Annotated in this window: 13 protein-coding genes and 1 other annotated feature; of the genes, 5 read left to right on the plus strand and 8 right to left on the minus strand. The window is 64.9% G+C overall.

What is annotated here, in order from left to right; translation table 11 throughout:
• Positions 1-33 precede the first annotated feature (33 nt).
• Both RCP37_RS14550 and RCP37_RS14555 read right to left on the minus strand, forming a co-directional pair.
• Positions 34-4,623: a PGRS repeat-containing protein gene (locus RCP37_RS14550; protein ID WP_308483766.1), complete on the minus strand. Its 4,590-nt coding sequence runs from the start codon at positions 4,621-4,623 to the stop codon at positions 34-36.
• A gap of 596 nt (positions 4,624-5,219) precedes the next feature.
• Entirely contained in the window at positions 5,220-6,302 is a 1,083-nt protein-coding gene (locus RCP37_RS14555; protein WP_308483767.1) for an IS110 family RNA-guided transposase, read from the minus strand.
• Positions 6,303-6,420: 118 nt separating this feature from the next.
• Between RCP37_RS14555 and RCP37_RS14560 the strand changes: the two genes are divergently transcribed.
• Together RCP37_RS14560 and RCP37_RS14565 are read left to right on the plus strand one after the other, a co-directional pair.
• Positions 6,421-7,673 (plus strand): IS3 family transposase gene (locus RCP37_RS14560; protein ID WP_308483768.1). Its coding sequence is split into 2 segments (ribosomal slippage): positions 6,421-6,709 and positions 6,709-7,673, totalling 1,254 coding nucleotides; the frame shifts between segments, so codons are not numbered across the junction.
• Positions 6,708-6,836: a sequence feature (AL1L pseudoknot), on the plus strand. (Overlaps the previous gene by 129 nt.)
• 308 nt (positions 7,674-7,981) lie before the next feature.
• Positions 7,982-9,166: an IS110 family RNA-guided transposase gene (locus RCP37_RS14565; protein WP_308483769.1), complete on the plus strand. Its 1,185-nt coding sequence runs from the start codon at positions 7,982-7,984 to the stop codon at positions 9,164-9,166.
• 276 nt (positions 9,167-9,442) lie between these two features.
• Here the strand turns inward: RCP37_RS14565 and nrdF are convergent, their stop codons facing one another.
• Together nrdF and RCP37_RS14575 are read right to left on the minus strand one after the other, a co-directional pair.
• Positions 9,443-10,417, minus strand: a complete 975-nt coding sequence (nrdF, locus tag RCP37_RS14570; protein WP_308483770.1) for a class 1b ribonucleoside-diphosphate reductase subunit beta — start codon at positions 10,415-10,417, stop codon at positions 9,443-9,445.
• A 98-nt stretch (positions 10,418-10,515) separates the two neighbouring features.
• Positions 10,516-12,030 (minus strand): flavin-containing monooxygenase, encoded by a 1,515-nt coding sequence (locus tag RCP37_RS14575; RefSeq protein ID WP_308483771.1) that lies wholly within the window; start codon positions 12,028-12,030, stop codon positions 10,516-10,518.
• Between the two features lie 176 nt (positions 12,031-12,206).
• On the opposite strand from RCP37_RS14575, the gene RCP37_RS14580 reads away from it, so the two are divergent.
• Positions 12,207-13,589 carry a cellulase family glycosylhydrolase gene (locus RCP37_RS14580; RefSeq protein ID WP_308483772.1) on the plus strand — a complete coding sequence of 461 codons (1,383 nt, stop codon included), beginning with the start codon at positions 12,207-12,209 and terminating at the stop codon, positions 13,587-13,589.
• A 13-nt stretch (positions 13,590-13,602) separates the two neighbouring features.
• Here RCP37_RS14580 and RCP37_RS14585 read toward each other — a convergent pair whose 3' ends face one another.
• Positions 13,603-15,123, minus strand: a complete 1,521-nt coding sequence (locus tag RCP37_RS14585; RefSeq protein ID WP_308483773.1) for a PE-PPE domain-containing protein — start codon at positions 15,121-15,123, stop codon at positions 13,603-13,605.
• 57 nt (positions 15,124-15,180) lie between these two features.
• Complete coding sequence (locus RCP37_RS14590) at positions 15,181-15,918, minus strand: TetR/AcrR family transcriptional regulator (RefSeq protein WP_308483774.1); 738 nt, start codon at positions 15,916-15,918, stop codon at positions 15,181-15,183.
• 66 nt (positions 15,919-15,984) lie between these two features.
• Between RCP37_RS14590 and RCP37_RS14595 the strand changes: the two genes are divergently transcribed.
• Positions 15,985-17,166, plus strand: a complete 1,182-nt coding sequence (locus tag RCP37_RS14595; protein WP_308483775.1) for an NAD(P)/FAD-dependent oxidoreductase — start codon at positions 15,985-15,987, stop codon at positions 17,164-17,166.
• Positions 17,167-17,241: 75 nt separating this feature from the next.
• Here RCP37_RS14595 and RCP37_RS14600 read toward each other — a convergent pair whose 3' ends face one another.
• Together RCP37_RS14600 and RCP37_RS14605 are read right to left on the minus strand one after the other, a co-directional pair.
• Positions 17,242-18,612 carry a cytochrome P450 gene (locus RCP37_RS14600; RefSeq protein ID WP_308483776.1) on the minus strand — a complete coding sequence of 457 codons (1,371 nt, stop codon included), beginning with the start codon at positions 18,610-18,612 and terminating at the stop codon, positions 17,242-17,244.
• A 92-nt stretch (positions 18,613-18,704) separates the two neighbouring features.
• Positions 18,705-19,418 (minus strand): LysR family substrate-binding domain-containing protein, encoded by a 714-nt coding sequence (locus RCP37_RS14605; protein WP_308483777.1) that lies wholly within the window; start codon positions 19,416-19,418, stop codon positions 18,705-18,707.
• 28 nt (positions 19,419-19,446) lie between these two features.
• Between RCP37_RS14605 and RCP37_RS14610 the strand changes: the two genes are divergently transcribed.
• The gene (locus tag RCP37_RS14610) at positions 19,447-19,833 is read left to right on the plus strand and encodes a DUF5997 family protein (protein WP_308483778.1); all 387 of its coding nucleotides are present in this window, start codon (positions 19,447-19,449) and stop codon (positions 19,831-19,833) included.
• Position 19,834: the final 1 nt, after the last annotated feature.

The raw sequence follows: 19,834 nt of genomic DNA on the forward strand, positions 1-19,834 counted from the left end.
AACGAAGCTCGGCCATATGAGAATCCCACCGAACTAATAAATCACCAGCTCCCTAGACACCCCCCTCTGCTGAAAGTCTTCAATTCCAGAAGCATGGGGCGACGATAGGATGTCCGTGCCGTACAAAATCTCCGAGTAATCATCATAATCGAAGTGAGCGCAAATCCCAACGAATTCACAGAGCTGAGAATGGATCTCATGGTCAGCATAATCGTCATCAATTCCGGGAATAGTCCACAAGGAATTATTGGCCCCTACCATCGTGAGTGGTATCGGATCACCATTGGTTATCAGTGTTATCGCAGGGATCCCTCCTATGCCCTCGCTTCGCACTGCCGATCCAAACGTAACTATCTGCTGCACGCTAGTCAGAAGAGGTAAGCCGTCATCACCTTTAGCAGCCGCAAGATTCTGCACATCCATCCCGCCTTGGCTATACCCCACCAACATAACAGGAGCGGTTCTGATATCAGGGAATTCCTCGAGGATACGATCTACTGCGATCTCATCGAGATCGCCTTTTACCGCCGGGATATTGTCTAATAATGTATTCGCATCCCAGTTGACCCAGTCGCTAAAATTTGTGCCCTTTACATAGATGACGTAACTGACAGCTCCGTTACGGTCGACTAATTGCTGCACCAGATACCCAGTTGAATCGTTAGGAATATCATGGAGTTTATCCCAAAATTGTTCCAGTGAGTACGAGGCAGCAGTGAGACCACCGCTTCCGTAGTCGCCGAGCGCTACAGTCCCGGGACCCGCACTGCTCGCAGATCCGCCCGCGCCAGCCGCACCTTCGCCAAATCCACCGTTCCCGCCGTCGCCGCCGTGGGCCGAACCCCAAGAATCACCGTTGTCAACGGTAGCGTTACCGCCGCGTCCACCATAACCTCGGTAATAACCACCGTTGCCGCCGTCGCCGCCGCGTGCGTTTCCTGCACCATTGGTGTACGCGTCACCCCCCGTACCACCGGTGCCGCCGGTCGGCTGGCCGTCGCGGTCATAGTCGCCATCTCCACCGTCTCCACCGCGACCCCCGACGGCGTCTCCAAGTGCATGTTCGTTGGTGATCGTGGCGTCTCCGCCGCGACCGCCGCGGCCATCTGTCCCCCCACGGCCGCCGTCGCCGCCTTGGGCTCCCCCTAATCCATTGGTCGTGGCGTTCCCGCCATAGCTGCCCCCGTAACCGCCGCTGGTGTCGCCGCCGTCGCCGCCGACAGCGTCGCGCACGTTATCGCTGTTATGGATCCCTGCACTTCCGCCGCCGCCACCTATATAACCGTTGCCTCCGTAGCCACCGATGGCAGCTCCGGTGCCGTAGGAACTAGCGCTACCGCCGTCGCCGGCCCTGCCCCCACCGCCGTAACCTCCAGTGCCGCCGATGGCATCGCCCACGCCGTAGGAGACGGCCACACCGCCGTGGCCGCCGCCAGTAAGGCCGTCTTGTCCGTCGGCACCGATAGCTCGCCCGGTCCCATAAGTTGTCGCACCGCCACCGCTACCACCGGAGCCGCCCCGCACCTGGCCGACGCCATAGTGACCCCCTTCACCGCCAACCGCGTCATGAGGATTGGCTGTGTTTGTAATCAGCGCTGCCCCGCCCAAGCCACCGGAACCGCCGTACTCGGCCGCTTCACCGCCGCCACCTGCACCGCCCCGGCCGGGAGCAACCTCCCCGATTCCTGAGGTGGATGCGTTACCGCCAAAACCACCGTCCCCTCCGCCGCTCCCCTCGATATTCGGGTTACCGTAACTGCCGTGACCGCCTTCGCCGCCTGTTGCAGTCGCCGCCGAGGTGCTGTTCGCGATAACCGCGTCTCCGCCACTGCCGCCGCTACCTGAAATTAACCGCCCATAGGCATCTACAGCGGTGGTCGCATTGCCGCCTGCACCGCCGCTTGCGTTACCAGACCCATATGTTGTCGCGTTCCCACCGCGGCCGCCGTCGAGTGTGTCCCGCTGGTAGAAATCGGTACCCCCAGTGCTGGCACCATCACCACCACGGCCACCATATGCATCATTGATATTGCCGGTATTCATTATCAATGCATTTCCACCGGCACCGGCCAGCAGTTTCTCGTGATAAACACCTAGCCATGACATATCTGACAACGCCACGCCACTGTAGGAACCGTCGCCACCGTTCCCGCCTGTCGCGGTGCCAAATCCCCACGTAATAGCCGATCCACCGTCGCCAGACGCGTATAATTCGTTTAGACCCAGGGTGGAGTCTGCATCTATTTCATGGGCACCGTAGGCGGGCGTTCCTCCATTGCCCCCAACGGCCGCTGCGGCGGAGTTACCGTTCATGACCCACGCAGACCCACCCTCGCCGGCGTACCCATTCCCGGCACCACCGAGAGCATTCCCAGTCCCGTATGTTACCGCACCGCCACCCGATCCGCCGTTAGAGCCGCCATCAGCACCCACCGCATCATTTGTATTCGAAAAATTTAATATCTGTGCCCAGCCTCCTGAGCCATCCGAATGGCCGGTCGGCGCCCAGCCACCATTTAACACGTCGTCTAAACTGGAGCCTCCCCTTCCGCCATTTCCAGGGTTCACCGCTCCCAAACCGGACGTAGTCGCGTCGCCGCCCGAACCGCCTGATCCACCCGCACCCTGGTAGCCTGCGCCGCCATCCCCGCCATTGCCGGCCTTGGCCGTAGCGGAGTTGGAAATTGAATTTGCATAAACTAGGTCGCGCACTTCTTGATATTTCTGAAGCTCTTGCTCATACGAAATATTGTCGTAGGGATTAGTTCGATAGAGTCTCCGGGAATCTACCGCTCCGATAGTCGCATCTCCACCACGACCACCGTCGCCGCCCACTCCAAAGTCACTGTCGCCACCGCTACCCCCAGCTCCGCCGGTAGCCGCCCCGAGCTGCCAGGCTTGTGCATCTCCACCAAAACCGCCGAGGCCACCGTTCCCCTCTGGCACATGGCTGCTACCACCCGCTCCACCGTTACCGCCGAGAACGGTACTCACAGTTCCAGCATCGTCGGATCGGTGGGAAACGCCGTTGCCGCCGTCGCCGCCCCAGCCGCCGTCGGGATGTTCGGCATATCCCTCGCCGCCGTCACCACCGCCGCCGCCGTTGCCCTCGTAGTAGCCGCCGTTCCCGCCAGCCCCGCCGTCGGCTCCGAGGCCACCATCGCCCCCGTTGCCCCCGTTGCCGATGAAATAGGCGTTGCCGCCGGCACCGCCATCGGCGCCGACCTGGGTGCTGTTCCAGCCGTCGCCACCGTTGCCGTAGATGAACCCGCCAGCACCGCCGTCGGGGTGTAGTTCCGTTCCGGTCGAGCCGTTGCAGACATAGCCGCAGACTTCGCCGCTGGCGGTCAAGCCGGCAACGTAGTTGTCGATGAATGCATCCCAGCTCTGTGGGTTTGACTCAGTCCAGCCCAGCGCGTAGGCACGATCATTGAGTGCGGCGATCTGGTCGCTGGTCAGATCGCGACCACCGAGAGCATGGATCTGCTGGTTGAACTCCGCGATGCGCTCCGCACTGAACGCGCCCGCCCCGCCGTCACCACCGCCGGGGTTATCACCACCGCCGGGATTGTCACCGCCACCGGGCGTGACACCGCCGCCGGCACCACCAGCACCGCCGACAGATCCGTCGTGTTGAGCACCGACACCACCGGGGGCGCCGGGCAGCGTTCCGACGTATCCGCTTGCACCACCGTGACCGCCGTCTCCTCCGACACCATTGCTACCACCGTCACCGCCGGACCCGCCCGAACCACCGGTGCCGCCGAGGCCGATGGAGCCGACTGCGGCGAAGATGCCGCCGGCACCGCCGGCGCCGGCGTTGCCTCCATTACCACCATTACCGCCGTTAGCGCCGTTGCCGTCATCGGTGGTGGCACTGGCGCCGGCTCCGCCAACGCCACCGGTGCCACCTGCGCCGCCTACGCCACCAGCACCGGCCAGCCAACTGCTGGCACCGCCGGAGCCACCGTTACCACCATTGCCGCCGGTGCCGCCCACTTGGCCGTCGGCGGCCGAGGATAGGCCCGCACCGCCACGCCCGCCGGCGCCGCCGGCGCCACCATTGCCGAACAACACGCCGATACCGGCACCGCCGGCGCCGCCATGGCCGCCGTCGAGGCCCGGCAGCCCGGCACCGCCCGCACCACCGTCGCCGCCGACACCCATCAGCCAGCCGCCGGCACCGCCATCACCGCCGTTCCCGCCATCAAGACCCGCACCACCGGCACCGCCGTTGCCGAACATGCTCAGCACCGAGCCGCCCACGCCACCAAACCCGTCAGCGCTGGTGCCGCCGGCGCCGCCGTCACCGAACCACAACCCACCGTTGCCGCCGGCAGCATCGGCCAACGTGCCGCCACTGATCCCATCGGCGCCATTGCCGATCAGATCCAAGCCGAACAGCAACTGCGGCAACGGGTTGATCAGGTTGTCGTCGACCCACGCCCCGAAATCACTGGTGATCCAGCTTTGCTGCAGATCATGGATCGGCAGGTAGATCCACGAGTTGAACAGATCGGTCAGGGGGTCGAGGTCCGTCGCCGGGGCCGCCGACGCATCAGCCGAACCCAGCAGGTCAAACCAGTCGAAGGCCTCGGCCTGCGCGGCGGGAGCAACCGCCACCGGGGCCACCCCGAACGCCAGAAATGCGCCAAGTGCACCAACGGCACCCGATGCTCGCGAACCCGCCTTACCCACCCGACCAGGACAACGCTGCCCGTGACGACGCCCCATCGAGATAACCCCTCCCCGAAATTTCTTAACTTCAACTGTGACCACCCTAGGCATTTTGCTACAATCCTGAGGAATTTACCACGGCTAATTCGGAAAAATGCGGACTATTGTCCCGGTCCCCAGTACTAGTGATTGCGGAAGGACCACTCCCTCGTGGGCTAGGTGTACTGACCTGATATGTAGGCACTCTTTGTCAAGAGGCAGGTGAAAGCCGCCCCGGTTTCATGCCGGGGCGGCTTTCGTTTGATCGGTGCCAGTCAGTCGGTACGACGGCGGTCGTTGGTCAACGACGGTGGTGTCAGACTGATATACGCGGGTTGGTTACCGCAAGACGATGGTTCGGCGCGAACGGTGGCTGCTCTCTAGGGACGGGCGTCACAACGGCATTGCGCGAATGCTGTTGCTGCTCATAGCTGTAACGCAGGTCTAGTTCGCCTACCTCGCCGCCGACCGGCTGGCTCCGATCAAGTTTGGTTAACCGACGCTCAGGTCAGCGTGGACAGCGACCAGCACCACCCGGCGAGTTGGCGGGCGACCGCGACGTTGGCCACGACATGGGGCTTCTTGCGTTCGTTAAACCGGCACCACTGCTGGTGCAGGCGCTGGTTTCCGGCATGACCTCGGGCCTTGAGCGCCGGGGCGACCTTGGCCCAGCGGGCGCGCATTGTCGAACCGGGATTTCGGTACGCGGTGCGGTGGTGCCAAGCCGATTCGATCAATAACCGGCGTACGTGGGCGTTGCCGGCTTTGGTGATCGAGCCCTGCACCCGGGAGGCGCCCGAGGAGTACTCAGTGGGCACCAGGCCGACGTAGGCGCCGATCGAGGACCCGGTGAACCGGGTCCAGCCACCGATCTCCACGCTGAGCGCCAGCCCGGTCAGCGCCGAGATGCCACGCAGGCAACCCAGCCGGTCGACCTGGTCAGCCCAGCGCGGTGAGGCCGCGACCATGACGATCTGCTCGTCAAGACGATCTCTGGCCGCGGTTGCCGACAGGACCGCGTCAAAGTGGTGGTCGAAGGCGGCCGTGGTGTGGGCATCATCGAATCGTTGCCGGCGCAGCCACGTTTCGTGCACACCGGTCCAGGCATGCCCACCCGAATACACCCGGCCCTGGCGCAGCAGCAGTTTCGAGAGCCGGTGTCGTACCCGCATCAAATCGGCACGGGCGTCCTCACGGGCCCGGACCAGATCGCGTACCGCCTCCACGTCGGCGTCGGGCACAGTCACCGAGGTGACCTCGCCCAACCGCAGCAGCCGGGTCAGATGCGCGGCATCAGGAGCGTCGGTTTTGACCCGATCCCCGGCCGGGCGGATCAACTTCGACGGTGCCGCGACCACGCAGTCGATCTCGGCGGCAGCCAACGCCCGGGCCAGTCCGAACCCGGTTGGCCCGGCCTCATAGGCCACCCGCACCGGACCTCGCAACCGGTGCAACCAATCCAGGATCTCGCCGTGATCAGGACACAACCGTGCCCGATCGACCCGACCCGTTTCTTCATCGACGGCATGCGCAACCACTGAAAGCGCGTGCACATCTAACCCGACGCTCGTACCGTTGAAACTCACCGGAGGCCTCCTGATCTGCAACTGTGGCTCTACCAGTGCGAGTGTTCACTCGTAACCGGCAACCCACTGAATCGCCCCGGTGAGTCCGGAGGCTCCACTTCTTGTGAAGGATGGAGTCATGTCAGAAGGTTCTCCGCGTAGGTACCCGGCCGAGTTGCGTTCTCGTGCGGTGCGCATGGTTGCCGAGGTCCGTCACGAGTATCCGTCGGAATGGGCAGCGATCGAGTCGGTGGCGTCCAAGCTGGGGATCGGGACGGCGCAGACGTTGTTGAGCTGGGTCCGCAAGGACCAGGTCGATGGGGGCAAGCGCCCTGGTGTCACCTCCGAGATGGCGGAGGAACTGCGGAGGCTTCGAGCCGAGAACCGGGAGCTCAAGCGGGCTAACGAGATTCTGAAGTCGGCGTCGACTTTTTTCGCGGCGGAGCTCGACCGCCGGCCTCGTTGATCTGCACCTATATCGACCAGAACAAGGATCGCTTCGGTGTCGAGCCGATCTGCCGGGTGCTGAGCGCGCACGGCGTCAAGATCGCACCGAGCACCTACTACGACGCCCATGCCCGGGGCCGCTCGGCCCGAGCTGCCGCCGACGAGGACCTCAAACCCCAGATCCGGCAGGTGTTTGAGCGCAACTACCGCGTTTACGGGGCCCGTAAAGTGTGGCTGGCCCTCAACCGTGACGGTGTGGCGGTGGCCCGCTGCACTGTGGAACGGCTGATGCGCGACATGGGCCTGCGCGGGGCGCACCGGGGCAAGGTGCGGCGCACGACCATCCCTGATCCGCAAGGCGTCAGGGCCCGTGATCTGGTCCTGCGCCAGTTCAACCCGCCCGCACCGAACCGGCTGTGGGTGGCCGACATGACCTACGTGTCGACCTGGTCAGGGTTCGTCTACGCCGCGTTCGTCATCGACACCTACTCCCGGCGGATCGTGGGGTGGCGCACCTCGACCACGATGACCAGCGCGTTGGTGCTTGATGCGATCGAGCACGCCATCTGGACTCGCCAGCGCGATGGGATCAGCGACCTGACCGGCCTGGTGCAACATCACGACAGAGGCAGTCAATACACCTCCATCGCCTACACCGAACGTCTGGCCGCAGCCGGAATCGACGCCTCAGTCGGCCGGGTCGGTGACAGTTACGACAATGCCGTCGCCGAAACCATCAACGGCCTCTACAAGACCGAACTGATCAAGCCCCGCGGCCCGTGGCGCACCATCGACCAGGTCGAAGTCGCCACCCTGGAATGGGTGGACTGGTTCAACCACCGCCGCATCAACAGCTACTGCGCCGACATGCCACCGGCCGAATATGAAGCCCTCTACTACAGTCAGCACCGAACCCAGAAAGTCACTGAGTTCTCAAACCCGTGAGCGTCCGGAAACTCCGGGGCGATTCACACGTCCGATTGCAGCCCGAGGCCTTCGGCCTCGAGTCAGCCCCCATACCAACTTGTTCAATGGCGGTCAGGTCATCGTGGTCTGCAGCCACGATGTCCCAGGTGCCGGTTCGGGATCGCCCGCCTTCATACCTGTCGCCCGTATGGGTTGGCTCTTAGACGGCTTGTGTCCCGAACCGGCGCCGTCGGCTGGGAGTGGCTGAAGAGAGGCCTGCAAAGCCGAAAGTTGGTGTGCCCTCCCGCTACTCATTGACCAATCGAGCGCAGGAGGAAGACCACCCCGTGACTGAAGCACCACCGCCCAGCGATCGCGTCGTGATCGCAGTCGACCCGCACAAGGCATCGTGGACCGCTGCTGCCCTGAACGCTTCGCTGCGACCGCTGGGCGTTATCCGCGTTGCCGTCAGCTCAGAGGGCTACCGGCAGCTAAGACGGTTCGCCCGGCGTTGGGACGATCCTGGCTGGGCCATTGAAGGCGCAGCCGGTCTGGGCGCCCCACTGACCCGACAGCTCAGCGTCGACGGCATCGAGGTGACCGATGTCCCAGCCAAGCTGGCTGCCCGGGTGCGGATGCTGTCCACCGGCCACGGCCGTAAAACCGACGAGGCCGATGCGGTCTCGGTGGGCATTGCTGCCCTGACCGCCAGCCGGCTCAACACCGCTTCGGTCGACGCAGCAGTCACCGCAATGCGGGCGCTGGTCGAACATCGTGACGACCTGGTCAAGACCCGCACGCAAACGATCAACCGGCTGCACGTGCTGCTCACCCACCTCAAACTCGCCGGCGCCTCGCGGGGTCTGACCGCCGACCGCGCCGCCGACATCTTGCGCCAGGTCCGACCACGCGACCCCGCGGCCAAGACGCTGCGCAGCCTGGCGGTCGACCTCGTCGCCGAGATCCGCCAGCTCGACAGGCGCATCGCGAAAGCCGGTCGCGACATCGAAGCCGCCGTCGAAACATCGGGTAGCGCCCTGACCCAGCTCTACGGCATCGGCACTCTCAACGCCGCCAAGATCCTGGCCCGCGTTGGCTCAGTGCATCGCTTCCGATCGGCAGCTGCGTTCGCTTCTTACACCGGCACTGCCCCGATCGAAGCCTCTTCGGGCGAAGTCACCCGGCATCGTCTCTCTCGCGCCGGGGATCGCCAGCTCAACTGCTGTCTGCACACCATGGCAATCACGCAAATTGCCCGCGACACCCCAGGGCGAACCTACTATCGAAAGAAACGAGCCGCCGGCAAGAGCCATCGAGAAGCGCTGCGCTGTCTCAAGCGACGCCTCTCCGACGCCGTATATCGCCAGCTCCTACACGACGCGACGAAACAAGCAGGGGCAAGCCCGGTGGGACATACGGGGGCGACTCTCGTGTCCAGCGCGGCTGGCTTACACCCCTTCGCCAGCACTTCGGACCAGTCACTCACCGGGCCAGCCAACCGCCACCCTACAACCGGTAAACCGGACGCTTGACACAGAGAGGCGCCGTCTAGGTCAGTGTGGCCAGACGCGGAGGTGGGATTCCGGCGCCAGATGCTGTTAACCACGCTCGCCTCCACCGGGGAGAGCCAGTCCCGAGGCCTGGAGTTTCCCAGCGTCCGGAACGACAATCCAGTCCGGCGCAGCCTGCGCTATTGAACGACTATTCGGCCTGGCCGATGCGCTTGGGGGTTCCGGCTGGCGAACTGATGCAGGCCCCCATGCACGCCGACCGACGTCGGCCGCAATGAGGCGATACTCCCCGCTAAATCAGAAGTCCCAGTCGTCGTCTTCGGTGATCACGGCCTTGCCGATCACATAGGACGAACCCGACCCGGAGAAGAAGTCGTGGTTCTCATCGCCGTTGGGTGACAGCGCCGACAGGATCGCCGGGTTGACATCGGTCTCGTCGCGCGGGAACAGCGCCTCGTAGCCCAGGTTCATCAGCGCCTTGTTGGCGTTGTAGCGCAAGAACTTCTTGACGTCCTCGGTCTGGCCCACCCCGTCGTAGAGATCCTGGGTGTATTCGACCTCGTTGTCGTAGAGCTCGAACAGCAACTCGTAGGTGTAATCCTTGAGCTCTTGCCGCTTCGCTTCGTCGACCATGGCCAGGCCACGCTGGTACTTGTAGCCGATGTAGTAGCCGTGCACGGCCTCGTCGCGGATGATCAGCCGGATCACGTCGGCGGTGTTGGTCAGCTTGCCCCGGCTCGACCAGTACATCGGCAGATAGAAGCCGGAGTAGAACAGGAAACTCTCCAGCAGGGTGGAGGCCACCTTGCGCTTCAGCGGCTCGTCGCCCCGGTAGTACCGCATGACGATGGCGGCTTTGCGCTGCAGGTTGGGGTTCTCCTCCGACCAGCGGAACGCCTCGTCGATCTCACTGGTCGAGCACAGAGTGGAGAAGATCTGACTGTAGCTCTTGGCGTGCACCGATTCCATGAACGCAATGTTGGTGTAGACCGCCTGCTCGTGCGGGGTCAGCGAGTCGGGAATCAGGCTGACCGCCCCGACCGTGCCCTGGATGGTGTCCAGCAACGTCAGGCCGGTGAATACCCGCATGGTGAGCTGCTTCTCGCTGTCGGTCAGGGTCCCCCACGACGGCAAGTCGTTGGAGACCGGCACCTTCTCCGGCAGCCAGAAATTGCCGGTCAGGCGGTCCCAGACCTCAGCGTCCTTGTCGTCTTGCACCCGGTTCCAGTTGATCGCCGAAGTGCGGTCGATCAGCTTCACATTTTCGGACACCAGAACCTCATTTCACCCGCCGAAATCTAGGCCTTTGACACTACCCCTGGGGGCCGACAACCCGCGCCAACACAAGAAGTTGTGGTCTGCGTGTCGTGTCAGCCCACGCCGGAAAATCGGTACTCGCCCGCCCGCAACGAGCGGGTGGACCGCCAATACTGCCAGGTCATCCCACTCCACAGCGTCCGGTTGACACCGTGCTCGTCGAGATACCAGCTATTGCAGCCGCCGGTGATCCACACCGAACCGGCGAGCTTGTCCTGCAACTCCGCGTTGTAGCGGTCCTGGGCCGCGCGGCTGGGGGCCAATGCCTGCGCACCGACCTTGTCGGTCACGGCGATCGCCTGCGCGACGTAGCGGATCTGCGACTCGATCATGAACACCACCGAGGTGTGGCCGAGCGCGGTGTTGGGACCGAGCAGGAAGAACAGATTGGGCATGTCGGCCACCGCGATACCGTGATGCGCGACCACTCCCTCACGGTTCCAGCGGTCCACCAGATCTTCGCCGTGCGGGCCCTTCACGTCGACGTAGGTATAGGAGTCGGTGACGTGAAAACCGGTGGCGCCCACGATGACGTCGACGGGTCGCTCGACGCCGTCGGCGGTGACGATTCCGGTGGGAGTGATCCGGGTGATCCGCTCGGTGATCAGCGTTGTCTTCGGGTCGGCTACCGCCTGATAGTAGTTGGGCGAGTACAGGATTCGTTTGCAGCCGGCGCGGTAGCTCGGGGTGAGCCGGCGACGCAGCTCCTTGTCGCGCACATTGCGCCTGATGTTCCACTTCGCCACCAGTTCGACGGCACGCAGCAGGCTGGGGCGCTTGGTCATCGCGTAGCCCAGGCCTTCCAGCCACCAGTAGATCCCCCAGCGCACCGCCCGCCGCAGCCCTGGAACCGTCGCGAACGCGGTGAGCAACGCCCGCGGGAAGGGTGAATTGGGCCGCGGCACCACCCACGGCGGGGTGCGCTGATACAGCTGCACCTGCGCGACATCGGCGTTGCGCACCAACTCCGGAACGATCTGGATGGCGCTGGCGCCGGTGCCGATCACCGCGACCTTCTTGCCGGCCAACTCGACGGTGTGATCCCACCGGGCGGAGTGAAACATCGCGCCCTCGAATCGCTCTATCCCCTCGATCTCGGGCAGGCGTGGGATGTGCAGCCCGCCGGCACCGGAGATGACGAACTGCGCGACGTACTCCTGCCCGGAGTCGGTGAAGACATGCCAGCGGTATTCGCCGTCGTCCCAATGCGCGCGCTCGACGCGTTCACCGAACCGGATGTGGCGGCGCAGCCCGTACTTGTCGGTGACGCCCTTGAGGTAGTCGAAGATCTCCGGCTGCGGCGAAAATAGCTTGCTCCAAGTGGCTTTCGGCTCGAAGGAGAACGAGTAGAGATGCGACGGTACGTCGCAGGCGCAGCCCGGGTAGGTGTTGTCCCGCCACGTCCCGCCGATTTCGTCAGCTTTTTCCAGGATAAGGAATTCCACGCCCTGCTTCCGCAGCGCGATGCCCATGCCCAGACCGGAGAACCCGGTGCCGATGATGAGTGCCCGAGTATGGATCGGTGCACGTTGGCCAGCATTCTCGATGGTGGGATCGGTCAGCGTCATCGCGCATGCCTCCCTTTAGGGGTATCGATGTTTCAGTGTGTTTCGCCGGACCTGAGTCCGTCAACGGCATGGCGCCTCGCCTACAGAGTGTCTTCGGCTTGACCCGAAATTTCTCCCGCATCGGCGATACGCTCACCCCCACCATCACTGTCGAGGCGGTCCTGTAGGTGATATCCGTGCGTCGCATCCAAACAGCCCTCGCCGCGGCCATCCTGGCCGTCTCAACCCTGACCGGCTCCGCCAGCGTGCCTACGACCAACCCCGTCGCCGCACCGTCAATCGCAGCGGCGCAGGTGATCCACCTCGAGACGATCACCCTCGTCAACGCCGAGACCAGCGACGTCACCACCCAGGTTTTTGGTGTGGCCGACTCCGACCTGTACAACCTGGACCAGTCCGACCTCGTCGCCCAACTCAGCGAGATCCGCGACCTCGGGGTCACCGATCTGCGCCTGGGCGTGCCGTGGCTCTACATCCAACCCACGGCCACCAGCTATGACTGGGCCCAGATGGACAACGTCATCAACACGGCGCATTCCATGGGCTTCACGATCACCGCCGCCATCACAGGCAACCCCGCCTGGGACGGCGCCCTCATCTCGGGCGCACCCGACCCGACCGCGTATGCGAATTTCGCCGCCGAGGTCGCCGAACGCTACGGCAGCGAGATCTCGGCCTACGAGATCTGGAACGAGCCCAACGGGGTGATCTTCTACTCCCCGGTCAGCGCCGAGACCTACACCGCCGTGCTGCAGGCGGCCTACACCGCGATCAAGTCGGTCGACCCCGACGCCACCGTGCTCGCGGGAGCGTTGGGCGCCACCACCACCATCGCCGGGCTCAGCGTCAGCCCCCAAGAGTTCCTGGAGCAGATGTACGCCAGCGGGGCCCACGGCTATTTCGACGCGGTGAGCTACCACCCCTACCACTACACGCTGCCGTTCTCCGCAGGCCTGGGTGTGACCAACTCACCCCTGGAGCAGGTCGAGGCACTGAATGCGATCATGGCCGCCAACGGTGACGGCGATCTGAAAATCTGGGCCACCGAGTACGGCAATGCCACCACCCCGGTGTTCGGTGTGAGCGAGACCGTGCAGGCCAATTTCCTCGAGGACTTCCTGGTCGCCTGGTCCAAGCTCCCGTTCGCCGGGCCGGCGTTCGTCTACAGCGCGCAAGACTTGGCGACCGGGGTGCTCAACCACGAGGCCAACTTCGGGCTATTCACCGACGACGGCACGCCGAAGCTGGCTGCTGAGGTGCTGGCCAACCTGATCGCCGCCAACGCCAACGGCGCCCTGCCGGGCTACACCGCCCCGCTGCTGCCCGATGCGGAGGTGGTCTATCTCCAGCTGGCCACGATGGTCGCGGGCGTGATCAATCAGGGGCTGATCATCCCCAACGCCATCATCGCGGCCATCTACGAAGTTTTGCCAGAACCGCTGCAGCAGGCGTTCACCGCACTGTCCGACTTCATCACGGCGACCACGACCCAATTCCTGGAGGCCACCAAACCACTGATCGTGGACACCATCAGCGTGTTGCTCGACCTCGACTTCTAAAGGTCCGCTCGGGTCAGCCGAACAGACCCGCCAATTCCGCCTGAATCTGGGACGTCGCGTGCATGATTCCGATCAACTCAAAGCCCGCCGCCAGCGACCCCAGCCCGGTGGCCGCGGCCAGTGGAAGGCCGATCGCATCGACGAGGTCCCCCTGGGAGAGCTCGGAGAAGAAGACCTGAGCCATGGCGGCGGGCAGGGTGGTAGTCAGTGCGGTGAGGATGTCCCCGGTCACCATCAACGCCCCGTTGATCGCGGAGAGCGAGCCGCCGAGTGCGTTGCCGATATCGACGAGGCTGGGCATCGTGAACGCCGCAATATCCACGCCCGTGTCGGGCCCAACGGCCGACGACTGCGAACCCAAGTCTTGGACGAAATCCTGCCAGCCCTGTTGCGCGCCGTTGACCAGCGCGGTCAAGACTTCCATGGGGTTGATATCCGGGAACAACCCCATCGTGGTGGGTACGTTTGCCGGCCCCGCGTCCCAGCCGTGTTCGATCTGCCCGTAGCCCAGGTTGACCAGCACCCGCAGGGACGGCTGTACCAGGTCGGCGATCGCGTTCCCGAATGGGCTGCCGCGGAACGGCTCCAGCAAGGGAAGGTTCCCGGTCGGGATCATCCAGTAGTTGGTCGCCGTACTCGCCGTCACGCCGTCGGGCAACTCACCGACATAGTCCACCGATCCCGGCAGCAGAATCGCGTTGGCGAGCTGGCCATCAGGTGTCATCGGCAGCATCGGGTACTGGTTGTGGGTATAGAGGATCCCAGCTACCGCATTGAGGTTGGAAAGCAGATTCAGTGAGTAGCGCGGAAAGTCGGCAAACCCGTCGTACTCCAGCGTGTAATTGTCGGTCGCCCAAGGACCATCCGGGGTTGCGCCGTTGAGGGTCAAGCCCAGTGAGGCGATGGGCACCGATCCACCGAACTCCGGCAGATTGAAGATCTGCATCAGCCCGCCGTTGGGGGTGTTGGGGTTGCCCAGGAACGTGAACGTCAGCTGATCCGCGTCGGGCCGTTGATCGGCGGGCAACGCGAGATACTGCCTCATCAGCAGCGTGTCGATCGAGGCGCTTTGCGAGTAGCCGTAGAGGTTGACCGCGTGACCCAAGTCGAACTGCTTGTCGACGGCGAGCTGCAGCATCGTCAATCCCTGCGCCATCGAAACGTCCAGCGGCAACGTCTTGACACCGGTAAACGGCTGCAGCCCCTCCGGGGTGAACAGGGCCTGCGGGGTGAACCCGGGATGCAACGGCTGAATGAAGCGTTCGTTGACCGCGTCGATGTAGTCCTGGTGGGGTATCGGAATGCCGCTGCCGCCGAACACGATCGAGCACCCGATCACGTCCACCGCCATGCACGCGTACGGGTCACCCGGCGGACCCCCGAACGGAAAGGTGGGCAACGCCGTCGGCGAGACCGCCCGCGCCGTGGTCACCTCGGACATCGCTGTCGCTTGCGTCGCCGGCACGACCAGTGCCGCTGCGGTGGCCGCCGACAGCAGTCCTGAACCCATCCGCCAGGCGTTATTGCGTTTCATTCAGCCTTTTATACGGCATTTATCAGGTTAGCGGGCTTGATTCAGGCGGATCGCTGATCAGGCGACCGGTTGCCGCCGGACTGCCGCTTGGATTGGCTGATCGGGGTCCATCGCGATGCCGAGGCTCTGAGCGGTGCCACTGACGACGCTGATCATGATCGTCGTCAAGTAATCCACGAAGGTGTCGCGGGGCATGCGTCGCGGGCTGTCCAGTTCCGGCCCCAACCACCAATCAGTGGCCGAGGTCGCGCTCCCGAAAGCCGCGAAGGCGGCCAGATCCAGCGCCCCGCGGTTGAGCTCCATGTCCTGCAGCTCGTTGTTGATCATCTCGGCCATCGCCAGGGTGATGGTCCGGCCTTCGTTGAGCGCCCGCATCCGCGACTCGGACTGCGCGCGCGCCCGTCCCTGGATGAAGAACCGCAGCACGTTGGGGTGCTCGTCGACCAGGGCGACGTACTCTTCGACGCTTCGCCGGACGATGTCGCGCAGCGAGTTGGTGGCCACATCGATGGAGGCGAAGATCGCTGTCCACAGGTCGTCACGCAGCCGAGCCCCGACCGCCTCGAACAGGTCGTCCTTGTCGGCGAAATGCCGGTAGATCTTGGGCTTGGCGGTGCCGGCTTCCTCGGCGATCTCGCGCACGCTCACTTCGGGCCCGAGCCGGTCGATGGACCGGAAGGCGGCGTCGACGATCTCGCGGCGAACCTTCTTGCGGTGTTCACGCCAACGCTCGCTGCGCGCGTCGACCTTCTGCCCACCGTTCTCGGCAGGCTTGGGTCTCGTCGTTCCGCGCACGTCAAGCACCTTACAGCGTTGCCGTCGCTGACCTGGGCAGACCGGCCGTCGGCTAACATCGCCGCTGTGGTGCAGCGATTCGACCTTGCAGTTGTAGGCGGAGGTCCAGCAGGGTCAGCGGCCGCCTGGCAAGCCAGGCAGGCCGGCGCGAGCGTCGTGGTCTTGGACAAGGCGGAGTTCCCGCGGGACAAGCCCTGCGGTGACGGATTGACCGCGCGCGCGGTCAGCTACCTGCAGAAAATGGGCCTGGCCGAGCAGGTGGCCAAGTTCCACCGGGTCAACCGGGTGAAGGTGTTCAGCCCGACCGAGTGGGAGCTGTCCTTTCCGCGCCGCCCCGGCATGCCCGACCATGGCTACGTCGCACGCCGCCCGGAGCTGGACACGTTGCTGCTCAAGCACGCCGAATCGGCCGGTGCCGAAGTCCGGCAGTCCGCCGAGGCAGCGGGCCCGGTGCTCGACGACACCGGCCGGGTGACCGGGGTGCTGCTCAAGAGTGGTGAGAAGGTGCTGGCCGATGCGGTGATCGCCGCGGACGGCGCCTACTCGCCGATCAAGCGGGCGCTCAAGCTCGACTCGGACTACAACGGCTACTCCGCGATCGCGATCCGCGCCGAAATGCCCGCCGTCCGGCCCGACGTCGACTCCCTCGACATCTACATGAAGCTGGCGTTTCAGGGTGACCAGCTGCCCGGCTACGGATGGGTGTTCCCGCTGGGCGGCGGCCGGGTCAACATCGGCTTGGGCTACGTCAACAGCTATAAGAACTGGCAGGCGATCAACGCCACGCACTTCCTCGGCGACTTTCTCGAGACGTTGCCCCGCGAGTGGGAACTGCCGTCGATCACCGAACTCAAGCAGTCCAAGACCGTGCGCGCGTGGCGCCTGCCGATGGGCTTCACCGCGTGGCCGCCGTGGCGGCCCGGGGTGCTGTTCACCGGTGACTCCTTGGGCGCGGGCCGGCCGACCTCGGGCGCCGGGATCTCCAAGGCGCTGGAGTCGGGACTGGCCGCCGGCGAGTGCGCCGTGGCGGCGCTGACCAACGGCGGGCCCGACGATTTCACCAACTACGCGCAGCGGATGGAAGCGGCCTGGGGTCGGGAGTACAAGCGCGGCCGGTTCTTTCACAAGCTGGCAGGTAAGCCAGCACTGGCCAACGCCGGACTCAAGCTGCTCGATAACGCGCGATTCCGCGATCTGATGCTCGCCCGGCTCTACAAGGGTCAGGAAGGGCCGGCGCACACACACTGAGGCCTCGTTCGCCCGACCAGACGTGGATGTGTTGCGTTACGGCGCCCGCCCCGGAACGCCCGGAGGTGCCCGCCGTCACTGCAGCGCGCCCGCTCGCTGTGTGACGCGGGCATAGATCGGCCCGGCGGCGACCGTCGTGAACGGCACCGCCACCGGGAATTCGTTGCTCAGCGAACTGATCTCGCGGTGCCGCACGCAGGTGGCCAGCGCCAGGGTGGCTTCCAACATGGCGAAGTGATCGCCGACGCATTTGCGTGGCCCGCCACCGAATGGCAGGTACTGCCATCGATTACGACCGGCAGAGTTCTGCGGACTGAACCGGTCCGGATCGAATTCCAGCGGGTGTTCCCACAGTGTCGGATCGCGGTGCAACGCGTAAATGCCGATCCCGACCATGGAGCCCGCCTGCACGCGGAAGCCGTCGACCGCGATATCGCGCACTGCGGTCCGGCCGTTGAGCGCGCCGGGCGGGCATAACCGCAGTGCTTCCTGCAGGACCTGGATGGTGTACGGCAGTCTGGCCACATCGCCAGGGCACAGGTCCGCGTCGAGTTCGGCGACCTCGGCGGCAACCCGGCGTTGCATGTCGGGATGATTTCCCAACGCCCACAACGCGTATGCCAACGTTGTCGCGGTGGTGTCGTGACCGGCCAGCATGAACACGATCAGCTCGTCGCAGATCTCCTGATCGGTCAATCCGCGACCCGTGTCCGGGTCGGTGGCAGCGATCAGCCCGCGCACCAGCGGTGCGTCCCTCTCGGGGTCGGCACGGCAGGCCTGCAGGATGTCGTTGGCGAGCCGGTGCAATGTGGCGCTGGCGGCCCGGGCACGGTGCCGCGCCGGGGTCGGCAACCAGCGCGGTGCGCGTGCCGGAGCAAACGTCCGCTCCGTGACGTACTCTTGCGCGATTCGCATCGGCGCACCCAGCGCTGCGGCCTGTTCGTCAAGGTCGGCGCCGAGCACCGAGCGCCCCAACGCCCGCAGCGTCAATCGGCGGCATTCGGCGTCCAAATCGACCGTTGAGCCATCATTCCAGCCGGCAGCGACTGTTTCGGCAGCCTGTCCCATATGTCCGGCGAAACCACGGACATGCTGCTTGGTGAACAGGGGCTGCAAGGTGCGCCGTCGCGGCAGCCACGCATCGTTGGGCAGATCGAAGAGGTTCGGCCCCATCAGGTGGCGTATCTCGTCGTGGGCCAGGGTGCGATCGACGTCGCCGCTGCTGAGCACGTCGTGCGCACCTTGCGGCGAGGTCACCACCACGATCGGGGGCGCGAGCCAGCGTGGCGCCAGTTCCAGCCGGGTCACCGGCCCGCCGGCATCGCGCAATATTTCGATTCCGGTACGCAGCTCCCGGAACTGCCGAACCTGCTGCCAATATGGCAATGGGTTCTTCGGCGCCAACGGCAGCGCGCGCACATCGGCGCCGACATCCCGCACGGTCATGGCGGTAGCCAACCAGGCCCGATCCGCCCTCGCCTCATCCAAACGGTTGAAGTTTTCGCCCGAAATCGTTTCACCATGCCGTGCCGCTGAGCTCAGCGCCGGCCGCGGCTCACCCGACCCGGCTTGCGGGTGGTTTTGCCCGCGGCCGCTCGGGCGGCCTGCTTGGCAAGGGTCTTCTCTCGTGCGCTGCGTTTCGGGGCCGGCTGAGACTGTCCTCGCGACGAGCCGGGTTTGCGGCCGCGCACAATGCCGACAAACTCTTCAACCAGCGCCGTCTGCGGACCTTCGGCGAAGGCGAGCGACACCGGGCAGGTGGGTGCATCGCTGATCGGACGGTAGGCAAGGTCCTTGCGGTGATGCAGCCGCGCCAACGACTGCGGAACGATCAGCGCACCCAGCCCAGCAGCGACGAGTTCTATTGCGTCCTTGGTGGTTTCAGGGCGATGGTCGATCGGCTTGCCGGGCGCATCCGCCCAGCCGACGACATCGTCCAGTGGGAGCAGTAGCGGCTCGTCAGCGAGATCCGCCGAGGTGATCTCATCGACGGCATTGAAGACGTGGTCCTTGGGCACCACGGCCACCGTGGTCTCCTCGTAGAGCGGAATGACAGCCAGCCCAGCGGTGTCGGCCAACGGCCGCAGCAGCGCCACATCGACGGTTCCCGCCCGCACCGCGGCCGCCGCGTCGGCGGCTTCAAGGGTGTGCAGCAGCAGCGGAACGTCTGGATGCCGCTGTCCCCAGACTCGTGCCCACTTCGCGGGCGTCCCGCCGGGGACGTACCCGAGGGTGAGGGAAGGCGGATTCACCGCATCAGGCTACCGATAGGCTGGCGCCATGAGCAGGCCGAACGCACAGTCCATGAAACCCGCCACGGCGGCCAAGAAGCTGGACGTGTACCTGCCCGCCACACCCGCGGAGTTCCAGGAGAACTCGATCACCCGCACCGAGCTCGCCGCCCTGCAGGCCGAACCGCCGCAGTGGCTCAAGGACCTGCGCAAGAACGGGCCGCACCCGAAGAACTTGGTGGCAGCCAAGCTCGGCATCTCGATCTCCGGTCTCACCCGCAGCGGTACGGACAACGCGTTGACCACCGAGCAGATCGTCGCGCTGCTCGAGGAGAAGCCGGAGTGGCTGGTCGCCGAGCGTGAGAGCTACCAGGAAGTCCTGCGCGAGCAGCGGCGCATCAAGGCGTTGCACGCCGACCAAGCTCGCGAGGGCTGAT

The organism is Mycolicibacter sp. MU0102 (assembly GCF_963378105.1).
Taxonomy (GTDB): Bacteria; Actinomycetota; Actinomycetes; order Mycobacteriales; family Mycobacteriaceae; genus Mycobacterium; species Mycobacterium holstebronense.

Bases quoted from the DNA above. Each gene is read 5' to 3' on its own strand.
- RCP37_RS14575 (WP_308483771.1), bottom strand. From the start codon at position 12,030: ATGACGCTGACCGATCCCACCATCGAGAATGCTGGCCAACGTGCACCG.
- RCP37_RS14585 (WP_308483773.1), bottom strand. From the start codon at position 15,123: ATGAAACGCAATAACGCCTGGCGGATGGGTTCAGGACTGCTGTCGGCG.
- RCP37_RS14600 (WP_308483776.1), bottom strand. From the start codon at position 18,612: ATGACCGTGCGGGATGTCGGCGCCGATGTGCGCGCGCTGCCGTTGGCG.
- RCP37_RS14610 (WP_308483778.1), top strand. From the start codon at position 19,447: ATGAGCAGGCCGAACGCACAGTCCATGAAACCCGCCACGGCGGCCAAG.